The organism is Methanobrevibacter sp. (genome assembly GCF_017427765.1).
In the GTDB taxonomy this organism is placed as follows: Archaea; Methanobacteriota; Methanobacteria; order Methanobacteriales; family Methanobacteriaceae; genus Methanocatella.
In genome coordinates, this window is record NZ_JAFRSC010000016.1 from 17,512 (window position 1) to 35,362 (window position 17,851).

The following is a 17,851-nucleotide window of genomic DNA, read 5'->3' on the forward strand; positions in this document are numbered from 1 at the left end:
CGTTCATGTCTCCTTCATTTGTTCTTTGATTTTTTCACTTTGTTTAATCTCATTCCTAATTTCTGCAGTATATTTGAAAATTAAAAATTTAATGTCGGGATTGAATTTGTTTTTAATAACTTCAGAGGGCAACCAACCTAGATGTTTGGATACTCTGAAATATACTTCCCCGAAAAAACTGTTAGCCATCTGGAAATAATTTTTCATTGTGTTTTTCGGTTAATCCAAGTCTGTCTTCGACTTTGGTTACGATAGCCCATTTTTCAAGGAATGGGAATCTTTGCCAGAATTTTACTCTAGCGTTATAATCTTGAGTGGATTCGGGTAGTCTTAATTGACTTGCGAGGAATCCGTCTGTTATTTTTGCTTTTTCTTCACTTGCAATTGCATTCAAGTCTTTTGTCATTTTTTCAACTATTGCAAGTTCCTCCGGTGTTAAGTCTCCGCCTTCTTGTGACCTGGTGAATAATTCTCTTTCTTCAGGACCATAATCTTTGAATAGATCTATATTCATGTCCATGTATTCCACGATACGTGAGTTATCGATAGGTAATATTTCAAAATCAAACTCATAGACATTGCCTTGATATGGTAAATGAACTCTTAATATCTTATTAGTTTCATCATCAAGTATGTCTAAAAATTCTTTTTCTGTTTTAATGATTTGAACAGTTTGTTTCATTGCTTCAACAGTTTCAGATGGTTTGTGTTTACGGATATATTCACGATATTTCTGCAAGGTCATTTTCAGTAATGAAAATTCATCGTCAGATAACTCTTCATGATTAATACATTTAGTTACAACCGCTTGTTCATCCTCATCTAACTTATCAAAAGGTAATTCTTCACATTCTTTGGGGAATTGTGTTTTTAATAAGTGTTTTTCCATTTTTTCTGCTTTTTTGTCTTTTGCCATACGCATATTCCTCCTCTAATAAAAATGATAAATAGTAAAAAATAAAATAATCCCTAAAAAAAGTTTAAAAAAAATAAAAGAAACAAAATTAATGGGATTTTAACTTTGTTTCTTATAACCAGTAGCACCAAATTTGACGCTGAAAGGTTTAACAGCATTCTCTTTACTTAACTCTTTAATATATGCTCCATACAATACATCATCTTCAATAAGATTTCCTGTAGCTTCTTCAAAATCATATGAAGCAAGAGTATCTCTAATCTTTTGTTCCATTGCTTTTTTCAATGGTTTTCTTAATGCAGGGTCAATACCACTTGCCTCTGCCTCAATAGTGTCTTTACCGAATTGAGTGCCGTAAGGTGTGGAACTGTTAGTAGCGGTCAAATCTTCACTATCTGTTTTGAAAGATATCTTGAATGACTCGCATACAATTTCAATATCACCATACATTAACTGAGATTCACCATAATAAATAGTATCAGCCATTATTACCACCTTTAACTAGTTGCTATTGCTTTTACAGCAGGGTTTTTAATTTTAACGTTCACAAGAATTGCATTAGTACAGTTGATTCCTTGGATTTGACCGTTTAACTCCATATCATATTCTTCATCTTCAGATTCAACAAGAGTTAATTTGGTTCCGTCACCGGTTTCACTGTTATAAGCAATCATTCTTTCAGCTTCAACTTCATCATCAATAACTGCATCAACTTTGGTCTGTGCTTTAACAAGATAAGATGCAGTTTCATTTGCTTTGATTTGACTGAAAACTGCTTTGAACACTTCACGTAAAAGATGGTCTGCATTAAATCTAGCATGGAATAAACTGTCCGCAGGTCTTGGGTTTAAAGCAAAAGCTGTGGAAGTACTGAGGTTAATTCTACATACCACAAGGTCATCAACAACTTCATCAGTACCAAAGATGATTCCTGCATTTTGTAAAGCTAAGATTTCAGCATCAGTTCTGGCTTTGAATTCACCAGGTTCAACACTACGGAAGGGTAAGAAACCAGGTTCAATATAATATGGGGTGCAGCATAATCTTGCAGCATGTTTCCCGAATTTATCAGGTTCGATTAAACCAAATCTTGATTTTAAGATTCCTCCAGGATTTGGATTTAGAGCAATTAATTGAGCATCAGTAGCACCGGCTTTGGTGGTGAATGCAGTTCTGAGATTTAAGTTTGCAGTTTCAGTACTGATACTTGCATTTGCTGCTGCAATGAAATCACTTATAGTATAGTTATTGTCGGTTATGCTTTCTGCTCCAACATAGAATTCAATTATAGCTTTACGCATTGTTTTAGCAGTAGTTAATGCAGCCAACCACACATCTTTACTTGTTCCTGCACCTACGTCAATAACATAGATGTATGGAATTCCAATCTGTTCACTTGACTTGACTTCAGCTTCTTCAAAAAAGTCTTTTAATGCAGCTAATAAAGGGTTTGTGGAAGTATCTGTTCCAATTCCACCATTTGCAATACTACGATTCACTTCTCCCCAGTTTTTAAAAGTTAATACTTGAGTACCATCAACTTTATAACCAGTTGCAGCTGAATTCCCAGTTTTACCAATCCATACTGGGATTTTACCACCATTTCCCTGTAATTCAAATTCGGTAGTTTCGTTAAAATACAAACCTGGTCGTTTTGTAATAGGCATTTTATCTAGGCCTCCATAATTTTGTTAAATTCAGTTAAAGTCATAGTTGGCTCAATGTCTAAACGGCCGTATGCTTCAACTTCAGTTTCATATTGTTCGAGTAAACCTGCACGAGAAAGATTCATTATTATGAGTGGGTAGTGCAAATCGGAATTAGACACTAATTCCACTAAGGTGAATTTTTCTTCTGAGGTTTCCTTTTTAGTCTTTTTTGTCATAATAAGTCCTCATTAACATGTAAGTTTTCACTGACTGCACCACCGATATTATAATATTCGTAGTAGCTAAAGGAGACTCGAATAATACTTCGCAATACAGGTGGATTAGTAGTTGTATCGTCTAAGATATAAGGTGGAGCAACGTTGAATGTTGCTCTTATAATATCAAATGCTGTGAAGATGTTTTTGTAATGATAATCGTATGGTTTTGGGCATTGGTTTTTAATTCCCCGTGCAGAATGAATGTCTACTTTACATTTTGTGTCGAGGAATGTGCAATTCCCGTTGTTGTATTGTTGGCAGAATAGGTAGTGATCTGATTGCACCATATCGAATAAGGTCTTGACTTTCTGGGTGATTTCCTCTCTTTGATGTTCATCATCACACCAGATATGAACTCCTAATTCTATTGCTATTTGTTCTCGTCGTACTTGTTGAGAAATAGTCTTATCAGGATGTTCAGGGTCATATTGTGGATGAGTCTCGGGTATGATGTAATCACGGTTTGTTATTTTTTTGTCTATGGTTGTGCTTCCACCGGAATTGTCAATTGTAATGCATGGAGTATGGTCATATGGGTAGTCTCTTTTTATCACATTGACTGGAGTACCATCGTTTAAAACGATTCTACCTTGAAGTATACTTAATAGTGCTTGTATTGGTTTAATCATTTTAGTCCAACACTCCTTTTTTAACCAATTGAGTTTTAAAAGTCCTGCTCATATAATTCTCACTATACAAACTATTAACAACAACTTGAGGATAATTCCTAGCAGGCATTTTACTAGTTCCAAAAACAACAAACACCCAGTAATCCTGCCGATTACGGACAGTACCTTCAGTATCAGATATGGTTGTAGAATGACCTCTCATCAAAGCCCCTGTATCATACGGGCAAATCTTTTTACAACGAGATTCCGCTTCCAAAGTAGTGTTCCTTATAGTAATTGCTTCACACTCTCGGATAATTGACCTATTAATTTTCTTACGAAAACTAGGCTCTAAAACAACATCAACATCAATCATTAGTATTCACCTTTGTAGGTTTTCGTTGTTTCTTAAGAATCAGTTTCGTATGCTTTGTAGGATTAAAATGAGTGTTAACCATAGGAGTACCAGTAATCTCATATGTATCTGGTTCTCCTTTGATTTTAACCAACATACGAGGATTAACCTCTACATTAGAATCAATAATGGCCTTGTAAGTGTCAGTTAAAATCTCCCCAAACTCTTTCAAGGAATCATTTGGAGACATAGGTTGGAAATTACATGGAACAGTTTCTTTAAGCGAATACTCCTTTAATGGTTCGTAATAAGAATTAAATTCTGTGAGAGAATCAGTATAGTCATATAACTCTAACTCAACATTAGGGAAATACACCATAAACCATCACAACCATTTAACTTTTGGAGAGTAACAATTAATCTGTTTCAATGCGTCAATACGACTGTAAATACGATTACCAAGATTATTTGATGTATCATAACTGATGGAGGTGTCCATTTCATGAATGGAAGTAATCTCTCCCATATTAGTATCCGTATTGGATAGGTGATACAGAACCATATCAGAAATCAAAGGATTAATCTTACCAGAAACTACATCATCAGATATTTTCTGATGATACTCAATAACCACTAGGCCTTGTCTAATTCGAGTAAGATAAAAAATCCCCGCATTTTCATCTAAAACATAATCTTCATCAGCAGTTAATTCAACATTATCAATCTTAAAAGAATCCACTTTACAAATAGGATACCAATCTGTTTCAAAAACATCTCCCCTGAAACGTTTTATGATTTGCTTTCGAGTTACTGGATCAACCGGCAAACCAGTCAATGCAATAATCTCTTCTTTTTTCAAATCAATTAAATTTTGAAGTAGGGTTAAGTCTTCTAATTCAGAATCAGCAATCCCTTGTAATTCTAAAAATGTTTTCAATTCTTCAGGAGTAATTATAGACATTTGTAATTCCTCCCTGTTTGTTTCAAATTCTATAAATTAAAAAAAAAATATAATAAAGAAGATTTTTGTCCATTAGGTTGCATCTTCTAATGCTTTGATTCTAGCAAGAATACTACCTTCAGTTTCCTCACTACCAACAGCAGTTTTCAAGTCAGCAACATCTTTAGTCATACCACTTTCAGCATCACCAACAGCAGTTTTCAAAGCAGATACATCCTCAGCAATACTGGAATCCCCAGTTGCAGCAGCATCAATCTCAGCAGCAAGAACATCAAAACGGTCTTCTTTACTAGCTTTCTGTTTTGTAGATAAATCATTAAATCTAACCATAAATAAGCACGCTCCCAATTTAAAAAAATTTAAGGTGCAAAATCTAGGAGTTAGATTTTGCGTTTTTAGTGTAAGGTACAACAAGAGTGTCTTGGTCGTAGTGGATTTTAGCGTCAGCTTTAGCAAGACCAACTACTTTGTAACCAATTTCATCAATGTCGAATTGGTTTAAAACATCCATATCACGCATCATACCGAATACGATGTTGGAAGGTTCACCAATGAAAGCGTACCTTAATTTATCAATGTTGGAACCATTGCCGGCGAATTTACCGGTGGTTGTGTTGAATTTTTGAGTGTCCCAACCGTGTCTGGTGTTTCTGAGAATGTTGTCTTGTTTAACTTCCATTCCCATAACCATTGGGATTTTACCATCCTTAAGGACAGCTTCTCCGAGGTTGTCTTCACGAGCTGCAATGTCACGTACAAGTTTAGTGTACATGGAAGGAGGTACAACAATGTTAGCGTTTTTCATGTTACCGTCTTGTTCGACGTATATTTCAGCAGCATCTAATAAACCATCCAAAGCATTATTACTGTATACTAATGGTGCGAAACCTTCAGCATCAGTAGTAGCATCTGCTTGAATAGCTTTTGCCTGAGCAAGTAAACCATTGGTTGCAGTGAAACCAGTTCTTTCACCAGTTTGAGTTGCAACACTAGTGTCAGCGTAGATACCGTATCTTTCCATAGCAGGACCCATTTCAGTACCTAATAAACCTAACCATTTAGCAAGGAAGTCTTCACCTTCAATGTTTTCATCGATGAAGTTTAAAGGAATAATGGTTTTAGCTTGTAAAGGTTGAGCTAATAATTGTTTCCTTTTTAATACTGGTGCGGTTTCGTTACTGGTTAAACCAGTGGATGCGCCGGTGGATGCGTTTCTTTGAATATCGAAATCTAATTCAATACCAAGGTCATCAATATCATGTTGTAATGATCTCATTTTAATTACTCTGGATTGTTCGAGTAATACAGGTTCATCAGTCACTCTGGTGAAAAAGTCATCAAAGGTAGGTTCAGCCCAACCTGGGTTGAGGTCACCAGAAGCATCGAAAGCTGCGTCTGCAAATTTCATGTTAAAATTGTCTTGACTTAAAATTTTTTCTTCAATTGTAGTTGACATAAAAAATATCCTCCATAGTAGGTGTTTTTTTAAAATGGTCTTCCTTTTTAGCAAAAGAATATTTTTTAAGAGTTTAATCCTAGCATTAGCTAACTGGGATTCAAGTTTTTGCTAAAAAGAGTAAGTATCAAAAATTCTGTTTAAAAAAATAAAAATACAGATTTTATCATTAAAAAATTAAAAAATATTATTTTAGATGTATTTGAGGTTTCTACCGTAAGCATCACGCTTAGGTTTTACTTCAGAATCAGTATTAGATTTAGATTCTTTTTTGAACCTGTTGAATTTGGAAGAAATGGATTTTTCATTGAATTTCTCATTGACTTGTTTTACAATTGCATTGTGTATTTTTTCATCCAATGATTTTTCATCAATTTCCTCTGACTCTTCATGTTCAGCATCATCATCATTTTCTGAATCAGCTTTATCTTCTTCTTCAAGGTCGCCGGTTGTAGGTTCAGCGATACCTGCTTCAGATTTTTCCTCCTCTTTTTCAGGAGTTTCAACTGGTTCAGAGACTTCTTCAGTTTCCTCTTCTTTTTCTGTTGGTAATTCTTTTTCCTCAACAGATTCTTCATCCTGAACAGTAGTAGTAGCTTTTAATTCTGCAACAATCTTATTAGCCACTTCTTCAGCAGCTTTATTAGCAGCAGAATCTGCAAGACTTTCAAGTTCAGGTTTAAGATTTTCAATAATACGAGGTTCTAATTCAGCTATAACCTCATTCATTATATCTTTCACTTCATTTTTTTGAGCATCAGATAAACCAGCATCATCGTTCATATCTTTTTCATCAATTACTGGTTCTTCTTGAATAGGCTCAGTTTTGATTTTTTCGTCACTCATAATTTCACCATCATTTAACGCATGATAACATGCACCAGTCAAACAGTTGCTGGCTATCAAATTCTGACTTTTATACTCAACAGTACCGTAGGTGTCCCAGTTCATCGGGATATAGGTTAAGGTAATGTCTTTCAAATCGTAATCAACAATTAATAGGCCTTCAGGTGTTCTTTGTTTCTTTGGGAATCCGGATATGCTGAAACCAAAGTTCATTCCTATGTCTAGGCGTTCTTTTATTCCAGGTGCATATTCTGATAGGATTTTTCCTTCGATCCAAAGTTGGTTATCTTCTACCCATGCTTTGATAACGGCTCCTATTCCACCTTCATAATGCCGGTTGTGGTCTCGGTATATGTTGATTCCAACGGCTTGCTGTGCTAATGATTCTAAAACTTCTGGTGATACTATTTCATTAGCATAGTCTTTGTTGGTGGTTGATGCAACACCTATTATTGTCAATGTTCCATCTTCGTTCATGTCGTAGGATTTACTTTCGATGGGTAATCCGTAGACACGATATTCTAAAGCTTCGGTTGTCATTTTGTATCACAAAAAATGTTTAATTTGGGTGGTTCTTTTCACTAGCTTAAAAGTTGAAAAAGAACATATTGATTAAAATATTTTTGAAAAATGAAAAAAACCCCAAAAAAGATGAGGAACTGGATTTTTTTGGGGAAAAACATTTTTCAATGAAAAAAGAATATATTTAGGCTTTTTTTTAAGTTTCCCTTAATATTACGCAGATGTAAAAGAGGAGGGTTTTTTTGTAGATACGTGTTTTTTTTGCGGAAAAATGCACAAAAAATTAGGCAGTATATTGGAGGATAAAATAAGGACAGTTTAGTGACATAACTTTTTTAATCCTCTGTAATATTGGTCATTAGCGGTGATTAATGCATTTTGTGTTCGAATTTTAGAAAACGATTTCTCTCTACCCTCCATTATATTTGGAGGAGATACCGGACGAATCTATTGTGGAATAGTTTAGCCACTTGTTCCAGGTGGAGTCACAATTAAGGTAGCGAAATGACTATGATATAAAATATTTTTTGGGAGGAAAAAAGGAGGATAATATTTTTATCCTCCCCTATTTTCTCATAGAAACTATTTTTTGATGTAAAAACACGATGAATAAAAATAATATGATAATTATAGGAGGGGGTGGTTTTTTGATAAAGGAGAAACCACCACAAAAATGGTCTATAAGAAAACTCCAATTTTTTTAACTCAAAATTTCGGAGATTATATATTATGGTATTTTTACACACTAAAAATGAAAAAATACGGCAGTTTTTTTTACAGAAGTTTTTTACACACCACTTTTTTTGTGAATGAAAAAAGAATATTCTTCATCACCATGATATAGTTATATAATAAACATGACTATTTTGTAACACTATACAGTAGCGTTAGGTAATGTCATCCTTTGAGTTAAATCAATAATAACCGGATTGTCTTCAGGGAAATATAATGGAGTTTCCACTACAGGTCCGAAACTGCATCTGCAGTTACCATTCCAACTGGTCTGATTATTACGTTTAACCCATAAAGTATGATATTTAGGCAATTCAATACAATACACATTACCATCATAGTCTATTTTATCAATATTACACTTCTCAATAAACGCATACTTTGAATTATTTAACCTAATACCGTAAACATCATGATTTTGAGTATAAACTCCATTTCTATGCTCAACAACACTTCCCTCTCTAGAATGAAGAAATACTGTTGGATTATATCCAGCCAATAATGAAACATAACTTAAATCATCAATTAATTGTTTACTTGAAGTAAATAAACATTGTTCATTACCTCTTTTATGCCCATCCCCTTTAACATACATATCAAGGAATAGTTTTAGATCATCACGACTTAACTCAAATAATTCTTCTGGAACATATTTCTCATATGAATATCCAAAAGGTTTCAAATAGTCATGCAATTGTTTACTATGGAATTCAAAATAGTCTTTACCAACATATAATTTAATACCTAAATATTCAGATATTCTTTTGAATTCTTTTTCTAAAATTTCACGAGTATTTGTTTTCATTTGAGTTATTTTAATTGGATAAGAATGAGCTCTTGCAGAATTTTGATTATGTAAAATACTACCCTCACTCAGATACCATGCCATGAAAAATGCATAATCTTGAGAGGTAAATTTCAAACCGTTAACATCAATGTATTCTGGGGAAACCTTATCATTTTCAACAATTCTTAAAAATTTAGATTCTGAGTTTAACTCATCTGGTTTATGGAATTCAGGATAATCATCTCTTTCACCATTTACCCTTCTTCTTTGGTAAACAAAACAATCATGGTCAGGAGTTACACAACAATTAAACCATTTATTATGAATAAGATACATGTAACCATGAGGATTAGGATATGAAATTAATTTTACTGGTTTAACAAATTCAGTTAATTTAGTTTCAGGATTCAAAGTTAAAATATCATCTTCTAAAGTTACATCTTTGAATAATTTCCAACCGGATTTAGTATACACTTCAGTTTCATCATCATAACAATTTGGATGAGCGGGCAACAATGCCATTGCCTCCTGTAGAGTATAAGGATTATTATCCTGTAAATCAAGACAAATGTCACAGACACTACTGTCACCAACAGTAATTATCTCAACATGCTCCACACCATAATTACTATAGGCCTGCAATGTACCAGTATTAACAGCTCTTGCATGTTCAGTACGTGCAATCATCCTTGCTCTTACACGAGGAGAAATCAACCGAACAACCTCTCCATCTTCATTCTTGATAGGTAAAGGTTTGATTCCAAGATTTAATATTTCACGTGCAGTAACATCAGCACCATTACCTGCTGCAACAGTATTAAATATAGTTTCCTGAATACCCTCAAACAATTGAGTATTCAAATCTCTTATCAAATCAAAATTATACTGAGTCACATGATACAATGCCTTTTTATCCGCAGGAGTATACAAGAGTTTCTTGTGGATGTCCCTGTAACCTAACTGTGAACCAACCTGATAAAATTTCTTAATCAGATCATCACTATCTTTTGCATTATAATCAATGATGTCACGAAGTTGTTGTCGTATTCCGGATTCCTGGAAGAATTCCCTTATCTCACTTTGACGAGTATTGAAAAATTCCTTTGCCTCCTGTGTACCTAACCATTCTGCAGCGGTTAGCATTTGATTATCCAAACCGGATAATAATCTGCGGAGATATTCTTGCTCTCCACGACTCAACTTTTTATCATTAGGGATATGTAAGTCTGTAAGGTTAGGTATCATTTTTAAAACATCCAATTTTCAAGTAATCCTGATTTGTATAAATTGTTTTTGTATCTTTGAGTATTTTCTAGGCTTTTCATATCAAACTCATCAATAGCATTTGAACCGCTATTGAGTGGATAGTCTCCCCAGTCAACAGGTTCCCATCCGTATTCTTTACGAACTTCATTAACAGTTCTTACACCATCACGAACCTGTATAGATTCTATATTTGCACGTTTCAATTCATCTTCAATATCAATTTCATTAAACTGGAAAACTTCATTAAACCCATTACGGCCAAGGGCTTTGTTGAAACCGGCCTCATAGAATTTGGCCTTGGCATTCATAACATTTTTGAACTGTTCCTTTTGAGCTTCACCATTACCACTCCCAAGGTTTGCAGTTTCAATAATACCAACAATAGCCGGTGGTACACGGAATAATGATATTATCATGTCTCTGCACATGTTCATCATATTAACATAATCCATATCCTTATTATTCATATTCGCAGACTGATAAGTGGCTCCTTTGACTGCTAACATTCCCCCACGTTTACGAACTTCAGATTGGATCATAGCTTGTAATCTTAAAAGTTCAGTATTGAACTCATCATTATCCATATCCTTATCAAAAGCCAAAATTGCAGTAGGGTCAATACCCTCATTCTCCATGAGTTTCTGATTATAATCCATACCCAGAAACATCATCAGCAACGGCTTTTGAATTGTCTCCAATTTGGACACACCGAACTTACTGTCATGAAATTCCGTTGAAGGTTCATAGATATGAATCAACTCATCCGGCTCATAACGGATATGAGGCTTGTTACGGAAACCATACTGGTCGGTGTCATCAAAGTATCGGATAAGACTTGCAGGAATATACTGCAAACCATTAATGATATGATAATTGTTATGGTCATAATCAAATTCTTCATAGTTCACTTCAATGAAAGTATCGCCTACAAGTTCCTGACTGTTCACTATCTGTTTAATGAATACAGGAAAAGTAATGCTGGATTCATTTGATTCAGGATGATTGAACAAGTTAGTAAGGTATCTTCTGTTATTGATGTTTACTTTGAAATCATCTGGATTGTTGATTTTGAATCCGTTAATCAGGAAAGTATCACTGATTGCGTTTACACAACTGTAGACATATGGATTGTTTTTCGCTTGTTTGAAGAAACCATAATGTCCAGCTGTTTTATTAACTGTATTGAATATGAAATGATAGTCTCGGATATATTGTTGGAATAAACTATCCTCATATGGTTTTCGGAGTACTGGCATTACAGCATTCCTGAATCGGGATTTCATATTCATACGAAAGTTATCTAACATATTAGTTTCTCCTTAAAAGTAAATTACACCTAATGGTGTTGCGGTATTTGTTGTATTGGTTGGACCGTATAGTCCTCCACGCCACATGTCTGGGCAGTGGTCGTTTATTTTTAATGGTCGGTCTTCACCTCTTTGTTGGGCTTTCTTATCCCAACTGTAAGTTTGAGCTTGACTGATGCTGTTGGTACAGTCTTGATGTATTAAGAATCTGTTATTATTGAATAAGTCTTGAGTTTTCTTGATATCCTCATAAGTGTCTGGTGCATAGGTTTTGACTTTGAGTTTAACACGATTGTCTTTTTGACAAGCAGTCTTCAGACTTGCTGCATCGTGTGGTAGGAATATTGTACTGGTCTCGTTGAGATGGTATTTGTCCTGTAGCATTACAATGTCATCGACTCTTTCGGAGTCTGATTGTGCTACACCGATGTCTTCTTTGTCATAGTAGGTTTCCTCGAGTAAATAGTAAGTGTTACCTTGATGTATGTCTCGATGTATTCCCATTACCCCGAAAGTTGTAACGGTACTGACTCCGTAATCGCAGCATAAGTTGATTTCATGAATCTTCTGTTCAGAGGGGAATTCATCTTTCAAGTAATTCCATGTAAAGACATTCTGTTTAGTATCAAACATGTCATAGATTGCTCCTTCGGCAATAACCCATTCACCAAGAATGTTTCTTTTGTAGAAGACTTCACTTTTCTGATTAACTCTCTTAAGTTCCTCTACATATTCTGGTGGTAAATTAGGATTATCATCTAATAGGAACTTCCAAGTCTTAACAGTTCCAGCTTCCAACAGTTCATGATTGTTGATATAATTAGTAAAAATATAATGATAAGGACTGTCAGGGTTAGTATTCCAGAACATCTTCGCCCCCACATCACTGCAACGTGATATAGCCATTTCAACAGCTGACTGAGGACATCTAGCTATCTCATCAGCATACCAACCACCAACACTCATACCCGCAATAACATCAACAGCTTTCTCATCATTAAAACCCATACAATAACAAGTTTTATCCTCAATAAGCAATTCACCATCATGCTGCCGATAATCATAATCAATATTATCAGTATTCAACATAGCAATTAACGGTTTAATCACATTACGCTTCAATGACTGCGATGTCTTACCAGATATCAAAAATTCATCACTATCTGATTTAGTGACAAATTCAATCCACCTAGCATTACAGGCAATTGTCTTACCGGACCTAACAGATCCATAAGCAATATTAATCCAAGCATCACTACAGAAAATATAATCTAGTGAGGTCATACCCCACTCACCAAAATGGAAAAAATTCTTATTCTTTCTTCTTTTTAATTTGTTCCTCTTTCCATTTGACATACTTCTGCCTACTTGCTTCAATTGAATCAGATAAACCGATTACTTCATTATTAACATTAACCTCTACATCAGGGCCAGTGTCTTTAAAGTAATCATTGAATAATTTATTAGCATCTAAAGCTAAACGTGCAACATCTTTTGATGTGACATTACTATCAGGGTCTTGGGCATCCTTTTTAGCTTTCTCAAATATGCCTGGAAATTCAGCAGCAACCTTTGCCACACCACGCATATTATCAGCAATAGTTTCGGAAACAGTCCGGATAGTTTCTTCAACATCAGTTGTACTTTGAACCACAGCACTAGTGGCATTATCCAATTTTTCAGATTGTTCTTTTTCCGCTTTGAGTTTTTCAGCTTTCTTTTTCTTTTGCAACTCACGCTTTTTCTCTGCACGTCTATTAAGCTCAGCTTCAACCCTTGCTTCCATATTAATTTTAGTAGCTTTGTAACGGTTCAGAGTCCTTGGTGATATGTCTTCATTATATGTATCTTTCAACCAAGTAGACACATCCTTTCCAGTTTCATTTCGAGATAATCGTTCGACTATTTCATCAAAATGGTCACTTGATTCAATTAGACTTTTTCGTGCCATGTTATCTACATCAATTAATATTTTTTTAGTAAAAGGTCGTAATTGGCCAAAATCGTTTTGGTCATTTGGTCAAAATAATTGGCCAATTGGCCACTATTAAAATTAAAATAATAAAAATTTTCTTTATAATCTGATTATGTTAAAGTAGATGTTTGAGATGATTGTTATTGCTGTGAATACTAAACCAATAATGACTAGTCTCGTATTACTCTTTTTATCAGCTTCTTTTTTGGCTTCTTCAGCAGCTGTTTGCATTTCTTCTTTGTAATCTTTTAATGCTTGTTTTTGTTGTTCGATTAATTGTTCTTGAAGAGCAATTTGAGTTTCCATTGTTTTTAATCGTAATTCTAATTCTTTATCTGCTGTGTTACTTTGAAGAATTATTTTATTTATATCATCGGATATGTTATCTACTTTGTCTGTGAGTTTATCTATTTTATCATTCAATTCATCTATCCTCTGTTCTTTGAACTTGGACCGTTCGGATAATCTTTCGATTTCACGTGATTGTCCTTGGATTTGCTCTTCATGGATGCATTCATGTGCAGGCATCTGTATCACCTGCTATGTAAATGTCATTTAATTTTTCATATTCTGAAGCTGGGTCGATGTCTTCGATGATGTTTTCATCATTGGTTTTAGCATCCTCCATCGAGATCATCTCCAACTACATCATTTTCAGTATTAGTTTCAATTTCTGTTTCGGTAGTTGGATCAACATCATTGTATTGTTCATGGACTATTTCTTCAGCAACTTCAACACGATGGTCTTCTGTTTTTTGTGCTAGAATCCATGATGCAGCACCTATCAGTACTGGTATTGTCCATACATATTCTGCGGGGATTATTTGTGTTAATCCGTCTTTACCTAAAGCTGTTATTATCATTGCTATGAATGCTACAGCTGTTGCTATTTTACTTTTATATTTGAAAGATTCAACCATGGTTAATCACTTTAATTAGTTTTTGTTTCATGAAAAAAATTAGTGGTAAGTGTTATGGAGAGGATTTGCACCCCCTCAGCCTATTTATAACACCAAATATGAAATTCTTAGATGCAATACGTTTTTTTTAATCGAAATTAAAGAATATAACATTTTTTTTGGTGTTATGGTTCGCCCATAACATTAGCATATATGAAAAAAGGAGTAAATGGAGTAAAAAAGGAAAATGTGGAAGTAACAAAATTTGTATATGAAATTCGAAAAAGCAAAAAAATTTTTTGATTAAAAAGTACCTGGAAATGATAAATTACAGTAGTTATATAATATCCTTTTTTTACTCCATATTTGACTCCATTTTATTTTATTGAGGTAATCAAATGATAAGAATAAGACTTAGTATTTTATTATATGATGAGTAATCCATATGGTAAGTCGAATTTTATTCCGGCGCTATAGTTGTAACTAGCACGGGTGATTAAACCACACTTTGTACAGTATTCATAGCTGCGGTCTTCACTACGGACTATTGTTAATGTCTTGCATTCGGGACATTTGTCAGTATTTTCGACTTCTTCGATTTCGTCTTCAGGAATTTCATCACACATACTAATAATCTCTTATATTAGTAAGTTACATCGTCCTGGAAAGATTAATATTGACTTTAAACTCTTTTTTAGTGTTGACTAGTCAATACCCTAAAAAAATAAGTAATATATTTATACTAGTACATATAGATTATATATCAGTATAAAACTTTTTTTGATTCTTTTTTTATAAAAAAAAGAATAAGATGACAAAAAGAGTTTTAGTCATAGTAAGCAGGCTCCCACTCAAAAAACCAGAAAAAATCCTTACCAATAACCAACTCATGCACACAACCATCCAACAAACTAAAAATTAACTTATCAGAATAAACCTCCAATTTCACAAGACTATTCAAAGGGAATGTGAAATCCTTCCTCTTCTTACCACCATCACATTTAACCCACTCATTATTAGAAACAGTTAAATCAGCAAGAAAAACCACATTCCTTTGACTGAAAAACTCTGTTAAAGCATCCAATAAACTATCCACTTCCTCATTCCTTTCACGATTCTGGTCCACCATACACATTGGTGGTTTAAAAGTAATATTATCCGCACGAATCATCGTTTACCCTCTCTTATTAAAACATCATGTTCATCTTTACTGGTTTGACGAGGCACAATCGGAACACGTTGCATGAATTTCAAAGCTAATCTGCATAAAATATTCTCAAAGATTTGGTCTGTTAACTTATATTTCTTAGTGATCCTGTAATTGGATAATTTTATCCTTGGAGTTTCCAGTTTTTTCACGAAGAATATGAAAGCAAGGATTATGCATTCTTCACTTGCCTGACGGTGCAGGTTCTGGAAATCAGAATTAAAATCATCAATTAGTTCACGTACTAATTGTTTCTGATTTGGAGTTAACACTAATATCTTTGCTTCTAATAATAGTTCATCTAATATTAGGTGTCTGTTTTTCCTTTTGCTTTCAATGTTTATCTTGTTTTTCGTATCATTGCTTCTTTGTTCGCCTTTCACATAGGGTTGTTCGTATAGGTCTAACAGGAAATCAATGTCTCTTTCACTCATAGGGTATCACCTGAATTACTCTTTTATCCGCACCTATGATAATATGTTCATCTGTTTTCACAGCCACTATTACTGTCATATTAACCTCCCATTTAATCTTTGATGTTTAGTTGAGTTCGTATTTGACTGTTTAATCTGTGCATTGTTTCAATAGCTAATTGGTGGCATGCTTCTTCATTGAATATTTCATTTGGATAGAATTTAATAAATGGAGCATCTTGGAAATTCAATGTAGGATAATCACTTGTAGCGGATAATTCAATTTTCAGGTCTTCGTATATTTGGCGTATTAATTTTTCTCCATCTACATTAAGTGTTACGGTGTCCTTTGTTATTTTCTCGATGTCTATGCATTCTTTTATTTTAATTGAATCAAGGTATACCATTCTATAACTCTCCTATGCAACGTCGTTTTGCAAGCATTCCTAATTTTGTTATTCTTGTTTCGTTTGGATTTTCAGCGATTATTTCATCAATTATTTTAAGTATGTCTTCTTTGCGGTGACATCTGCTATCATACCAACAGCTAAGTACATATTGTAATACTTTATTTCTCATTGATATCAACTACTTTGAATTGGATATAGTAAATTCGTGTAAGTGAGTCGAGGACGGGATAGATGTCTAATAGTTCTGATTTTAGTTTTTCAGCTGAAGTGTATCCTTCACGTTTGGCATCATCATCATTCACATATTTGAATTGCTTGTAACCGGAATGTGTTATTTCGATGAAGCATTCATTTTCGGTTCCTGGGAAGATTGCTTTTACGATTTGCCCATCTTTGAATTTTTTATTATGTTTTCTGATGGTTTGTGTTTTTATTCCAGATATGATGTCTGCGTAGTATTTTTTATTGAATTTCAGTAATTCGTACATTGTTTATTGTCTCCTTTTTTCGTAGTATTGGCATGCGGTGTCGTTGAATTTTACTTTTAATGTTGGAACTTCATGTTTTGTTTTTTCTGCGGAGTCTGGTTGTGGTTCAGATTCCTCTGGTTGTGGTGGGAATAGTTCATCTGCTTTATTACAGTAATGATAAAAGTATCCGTCGGTTGTTGTTTCAGTTTTCATGAAGTGTTTGCATTTTCCACAAATATTAACCATTGTTATTCACCTTCAAAAGATTTATTCTTCATATTTCACTCTTAGCTCATCTTCATACAATCTTTTCAAATGTCCAAGATAATCAATAGCTTTCACTATATCTCTTGAAGCATTGTCTTTTTTTCCAGCTCTTACTGTGTATTTGATTACGTTTCCTTTGATGAAACCTATTGTTTCTTCACGTGAGAGTAATCCTTTTTTGAATGCTTCTAATGGACTTAATCCATTGCCTGCATAATATTCGGGTTCTGCTAATCTTTCACAATCTTTTCCTTTTTCTTCAAGTTCCCTAATGTTTGTTGGTATGTCTTCCATATTATCCTCTCTTTCTGAATGCATTTCTTTTATTAACTTCTGTTTAAACTGATTTAATTCATCTCCAACTAATGGTACAGGTACACACCGGCCTCTATAAAAAGACTGCTCAGGCATTTCAAATCCCATTTTTAGATCACCCCTAAATCAAGAACATCTTCAGCATTAATCACAGCATATTCAACAATATTTCCATAACTAATATAGACATGACTCTTTTCTTCTTGAGATAT

Annotated in this window: 25 protein-coding genes; all 25 read right to left on the reverse strand. The window is 34.1% G+C overall.

Features of this window, described 5'->3' with window-relative positions:
* Nucleotides 1-3 precede the first annotated feature (3 nt).
* The 25 genes from IJL02_RS03750 to IJL02_RS03870 all read right to left on the reverse strand — a co-directional run bounded on the left by IJL02_RS03750 (nucleotide 4) and on the right by IJL02_RS03870 (nucleotide 17,735).
* Nucleotides 4-189, reverse strand: coding sequence for a hypothetical protein (locus tag IJL02_RS03750; RefSeq protein WP_292809190.1), 186 nt, complete (start codon nucleotides 187-189; stop codon nucleotides 4-6).
* A complete protein-coding gene (locus tag IJL02_RS03755) occupies nucleotides 182-916 on the reverse strand; it encodes a hypothetical protein (protein ID WP_292809192.1) in 735 nt (244 codons plus the stop codon). The genes IJL02_RS03750 and IJL02_RS03755 overlap by 8 nt, the downstream gene beginning before the upstream one ends.
* Nucleotides 917-1,015: 99 nt before the next feature.
* Nucleotides 1,016-1,402 carry a hypothetical protein gene (locus tag IJL02_RS03760; protein WP_292809195.1) on the reverse strand — a complete coding sequence of 129 codons (387 nt, stop codon included), beginning with the start codon at nucleotides 1,400-1,402 and terminating at the stop codon, nucleotides 1,016-1,018.
* 11 nt (nucleotides 1,403-1,413) lie between these two features.
* Complete coding sequence (locus IJL02_RS03765; RefSeq protein WP_292809196.1) at nucleotides 1,414-2,583, reverse strand: hypothetical protein; 1,170 nt, start codon at nucleotides 2,581-2,583, stop codon at nucleotides 1,414-1,416.
* Between the two features lie 5 nt (nucleotides 2,584-2,588).
* Nucleotides 2,589-2,801, reverse strand: a complete 213-nt coding sequence (locus IJL02_RS03770; RefSeq protein WP_292809198.1) for a hypothetical protein — start codon at nucleotides 2,799-2,801, stop codon at nucleotides 2,589-2,591.
* Nucleotides 2,798-3,472 carry a hypothetical protein gene (locus IJL02_RS03775; RefSeq protein WP_292809201.1) on the reverse strand — a complete coding sequence of 225 codons (675 nt, stop codon included), beginning with the start codon at nucleotides 3,470-3,472 and terminating at the stop codon, nucleotides 2,798-2,800. Before IJL02_RS03775 ends, IJL02_RS03770 begins: the two co-directional genes overlap by 4 nt.
* Before the next feature lies 1 nt (nucleotide 3,473).
* Nucleotides 3,474-3,827 (reverse strand): hypothetical protein, encoded by a 354-nt coding sequence (locus IJL02_RS03780; protein ID WP_292809203.1) that lies wholly within the window; start codon nucleotides 3,825-3,827, stop codon nucleotides 3,474-3,476.
* The gene (locus IJL02_RS03785; protein WP_292809205.1) at nucleotides 3,820-4,185 is read right to left on the reverse strand and encodes a hypothetical protein; all 366 of its coding nucleotides are present in this window, start codon (nucleotides 4,183-4,185) and stop codon (nucleotides 3,820-3,822) included. Before IJL02_RS03785 ends, IJL02_RS03780 begins: the two co-directional genes overlap by 8 nt.
* A 6-nt stretch (nucleotides 4,186-4,191) precedes the next feature.
* Nucleotides 4,192-4,767 carry a hypothetical protein gene (locus IJL02_RS03790; protein ID WP_292809207.1) on the reverse strand — a complete coding sequence of 192 codons (576 nt, stop codon included), beginning with the start codon at nucleotides 4,765-4,767 and terminating at the stop codon, nucleotides 4,192-4,194.
* A gap of 72 nt (nucleotides 4,768-4,839) precedes the next feature.
* Entirely contained in the window at nucleotides 4,840-5,097 is a 258-nt protein-coding gene (locus tag IJL02_RS03795) for a hypothetical protein (protein ID WP_292809209.1), read from the reverse strand.
* Between the two features lie 43 nt (nucleotides 5,098-5,140).
* The gene (locus tag IJL02_RS03800) at nucleotides 5,141-6,223 is read right to left on the reverse strand and encodes a hypothetical protein (RefSeq protein ID WP_292809211.1); all 1,083 of its coding nucleotides are present in this window, start codon (nucleotides 6,221-6,223) and stop codon (nucleotides 5,141-5,143) included.
* A 192-nt stretch (nucleotides 6,224-6,415) separates the two neighbouring features.
* Entirely contained in the window at nucleotides 6,416-7,609 is a 1,194-nt protein-coding gene (locus IJL02_RS03805) for a hypothetical protein (protein WP_292809213.1), read from the reverse strand.
* 856 nt (nucleotides 7,610-8,465) lie between these two features.
* The gene (locus IJL02_RS03810) at nucleotides 8,466-10,355 is read right to left on the reverse strand and encodes a phage minor head protein (RefSeq protein ID WP_292809215.1); all 1,890 of its coding nucleotides are present in this window, start codon (nucleotides 10,353-10,355) and stop codon (nucleotides 8,466-8,468) included.
* Between the two features lie 2 nt (nucleotides 10,356-10,357).
* Nucleotides 10,358-11,683, reverse strand: a complete 1,326-nt coding sequence (locus IJL02_RS03815) for a phage portal protein (protein ID WP_292809217.1) — start codon at nucleotides 11,681-11,683, stop codon at nucleotides 10,358-10,360.
* A 12-nt stretch (nucleotides 11,684-11,695) separates the two neighbouring features.
* Complete coding sequence (locus tag IJL02_RS03820) at nucleotides 11,696-12,967, reverse strand: PBSX family phage terminase large subunit (protein WP_292809219.1); 1,272 nt, start codon at nucleotides 12,965-12,967, stop codon at nucleotides 11,696-11,698.
* A 28-nt stretch (nucleotides 12,968-12,995) separates the two neighbouring features.
* The gene (locus tag IJL02_RS03825; protein WP_292809222.1) at nucleotides 12,996-13,550 is read right to left on the reverse strand and encodes a hypothetical protein; all 555 of its coding nucleotides are present in this window, start codon (nucleotides 13,548-13,550) and stop codon (nucleotides 12,996-12,998) included.
* A gap of 207 nt (nucleotides 13,551-13,757) precedes the next feature.
* Nucleotides 13,758-14,186, reverse strand: coding sequence for a hypothetical protein (locus tag IJL02_RS03830; RefSeq protein WP_292809224.1), 429 nt, complete (start codon nucleotides 14,184-14,186; stop codon nucleotides 13,758-13,760).
* 86 nt (nucleotides 14,187-14,272) lie between these two features.
* Nucleotides 14,273-14,578, reverse strand: a complete 306-nt coding sequence (locus tag IJL02_RS03835; protein ID WP_292809226.1) for a hypothetical protein — start codon at nucleotides 14,576-14,578, stop codon at nucleotides 14,273-14,275.
* A 404-nt stretch (nucleotides 14,579-14,982) separates the two neighbouring features.
* The gene (locus IJL02_RS03840; RefSeq protein WP_292809229.1) at nucleotides 14,983-15,183 is read right to left on the reverse strand and encodes a hypothetical protein; all 201 of its coding nucleotides are present in this window, start codon (nucleotides 15,181-15,183) and stop codon (nucleotides 14,983-14,985) included.
* 200 nt (nucleotides 15,184-15,383) lie between these two features.
* Nucleotides 15,384-15,728 (reverse strand): hypothetical protein, encoded by a 345-nt coding sequence (locus tag IJL02_RS03845; protein WP_292809231.1) that lies wholly within the window; start codon nucleotides 15,726-15,728, stop codon nucleotides 15,384-15,386.
* Complete coding sequence (locus IJL02_RS03850) at nucleotides 15,725-16,198, reverse strand: hypothetical protein (protein WP_292809233.1); 474 nt, start codon at nucleotides 16,196-16,198, stop codon at nucleotides 15,725-15,727. The genes IJL02_RS03845 and IJL02_RS03850 overlap by 4 nt, the downstream gene beginning before the upstream one ends.
* A 92-nt stretch (nucleotides 16,199-16,290) precedes the next feature.
* A complete protein-coding gene (locus IJL02_RS03855) occupies nucleotides 16,291-16,584 on the reverse strand; it encodes a hypothetical protein (protein WP_292809235.1) in 294 nt (97 codons plus the stop codon).
* Between the two features lie 161 nt (nucleotides 16,585-16,745).
* On the reverse strand, nucleotides 16,746-17,075 hold the full coding sequence (locus IJL02_RS03860) for an ASCH domain-containing protein (RefSeq protein ID WP_292809237.1): 330 nt from the start codon (nucleotides 17,073-17,075) through the stop codon (nucleotides 16,746-16,748).
* Between the two features lie 3 nt (nucleotides 17,076-17,078).
* Nucleotides 17,079-17,303, reverse strand: a complete 225-nt coding sequence (locus IJL02_RS03865) for a hypothetical protein (RefSeq protein WP_292809239.1) — start codon at nucleotides 17,301-17,303, stop codon at nucleotides 17,079-17,081.
* Between the two features lie 21 nt (nucleotides 17,304-17,324).
* Complete coding sequence (locus tag IJL02_RS03870; RefSeq protein ID WP_292809240.1) at nucleotides 17,325-17,735, reverse strand: DUF3310 domain-containing protein; 411 nt, start codon at nucleotides 17,733-17,735, stop codon at nucleotides 17,325-17,327.
* Nucleotides 17,736-17,851: the final 116 nt, after the last annotated feature.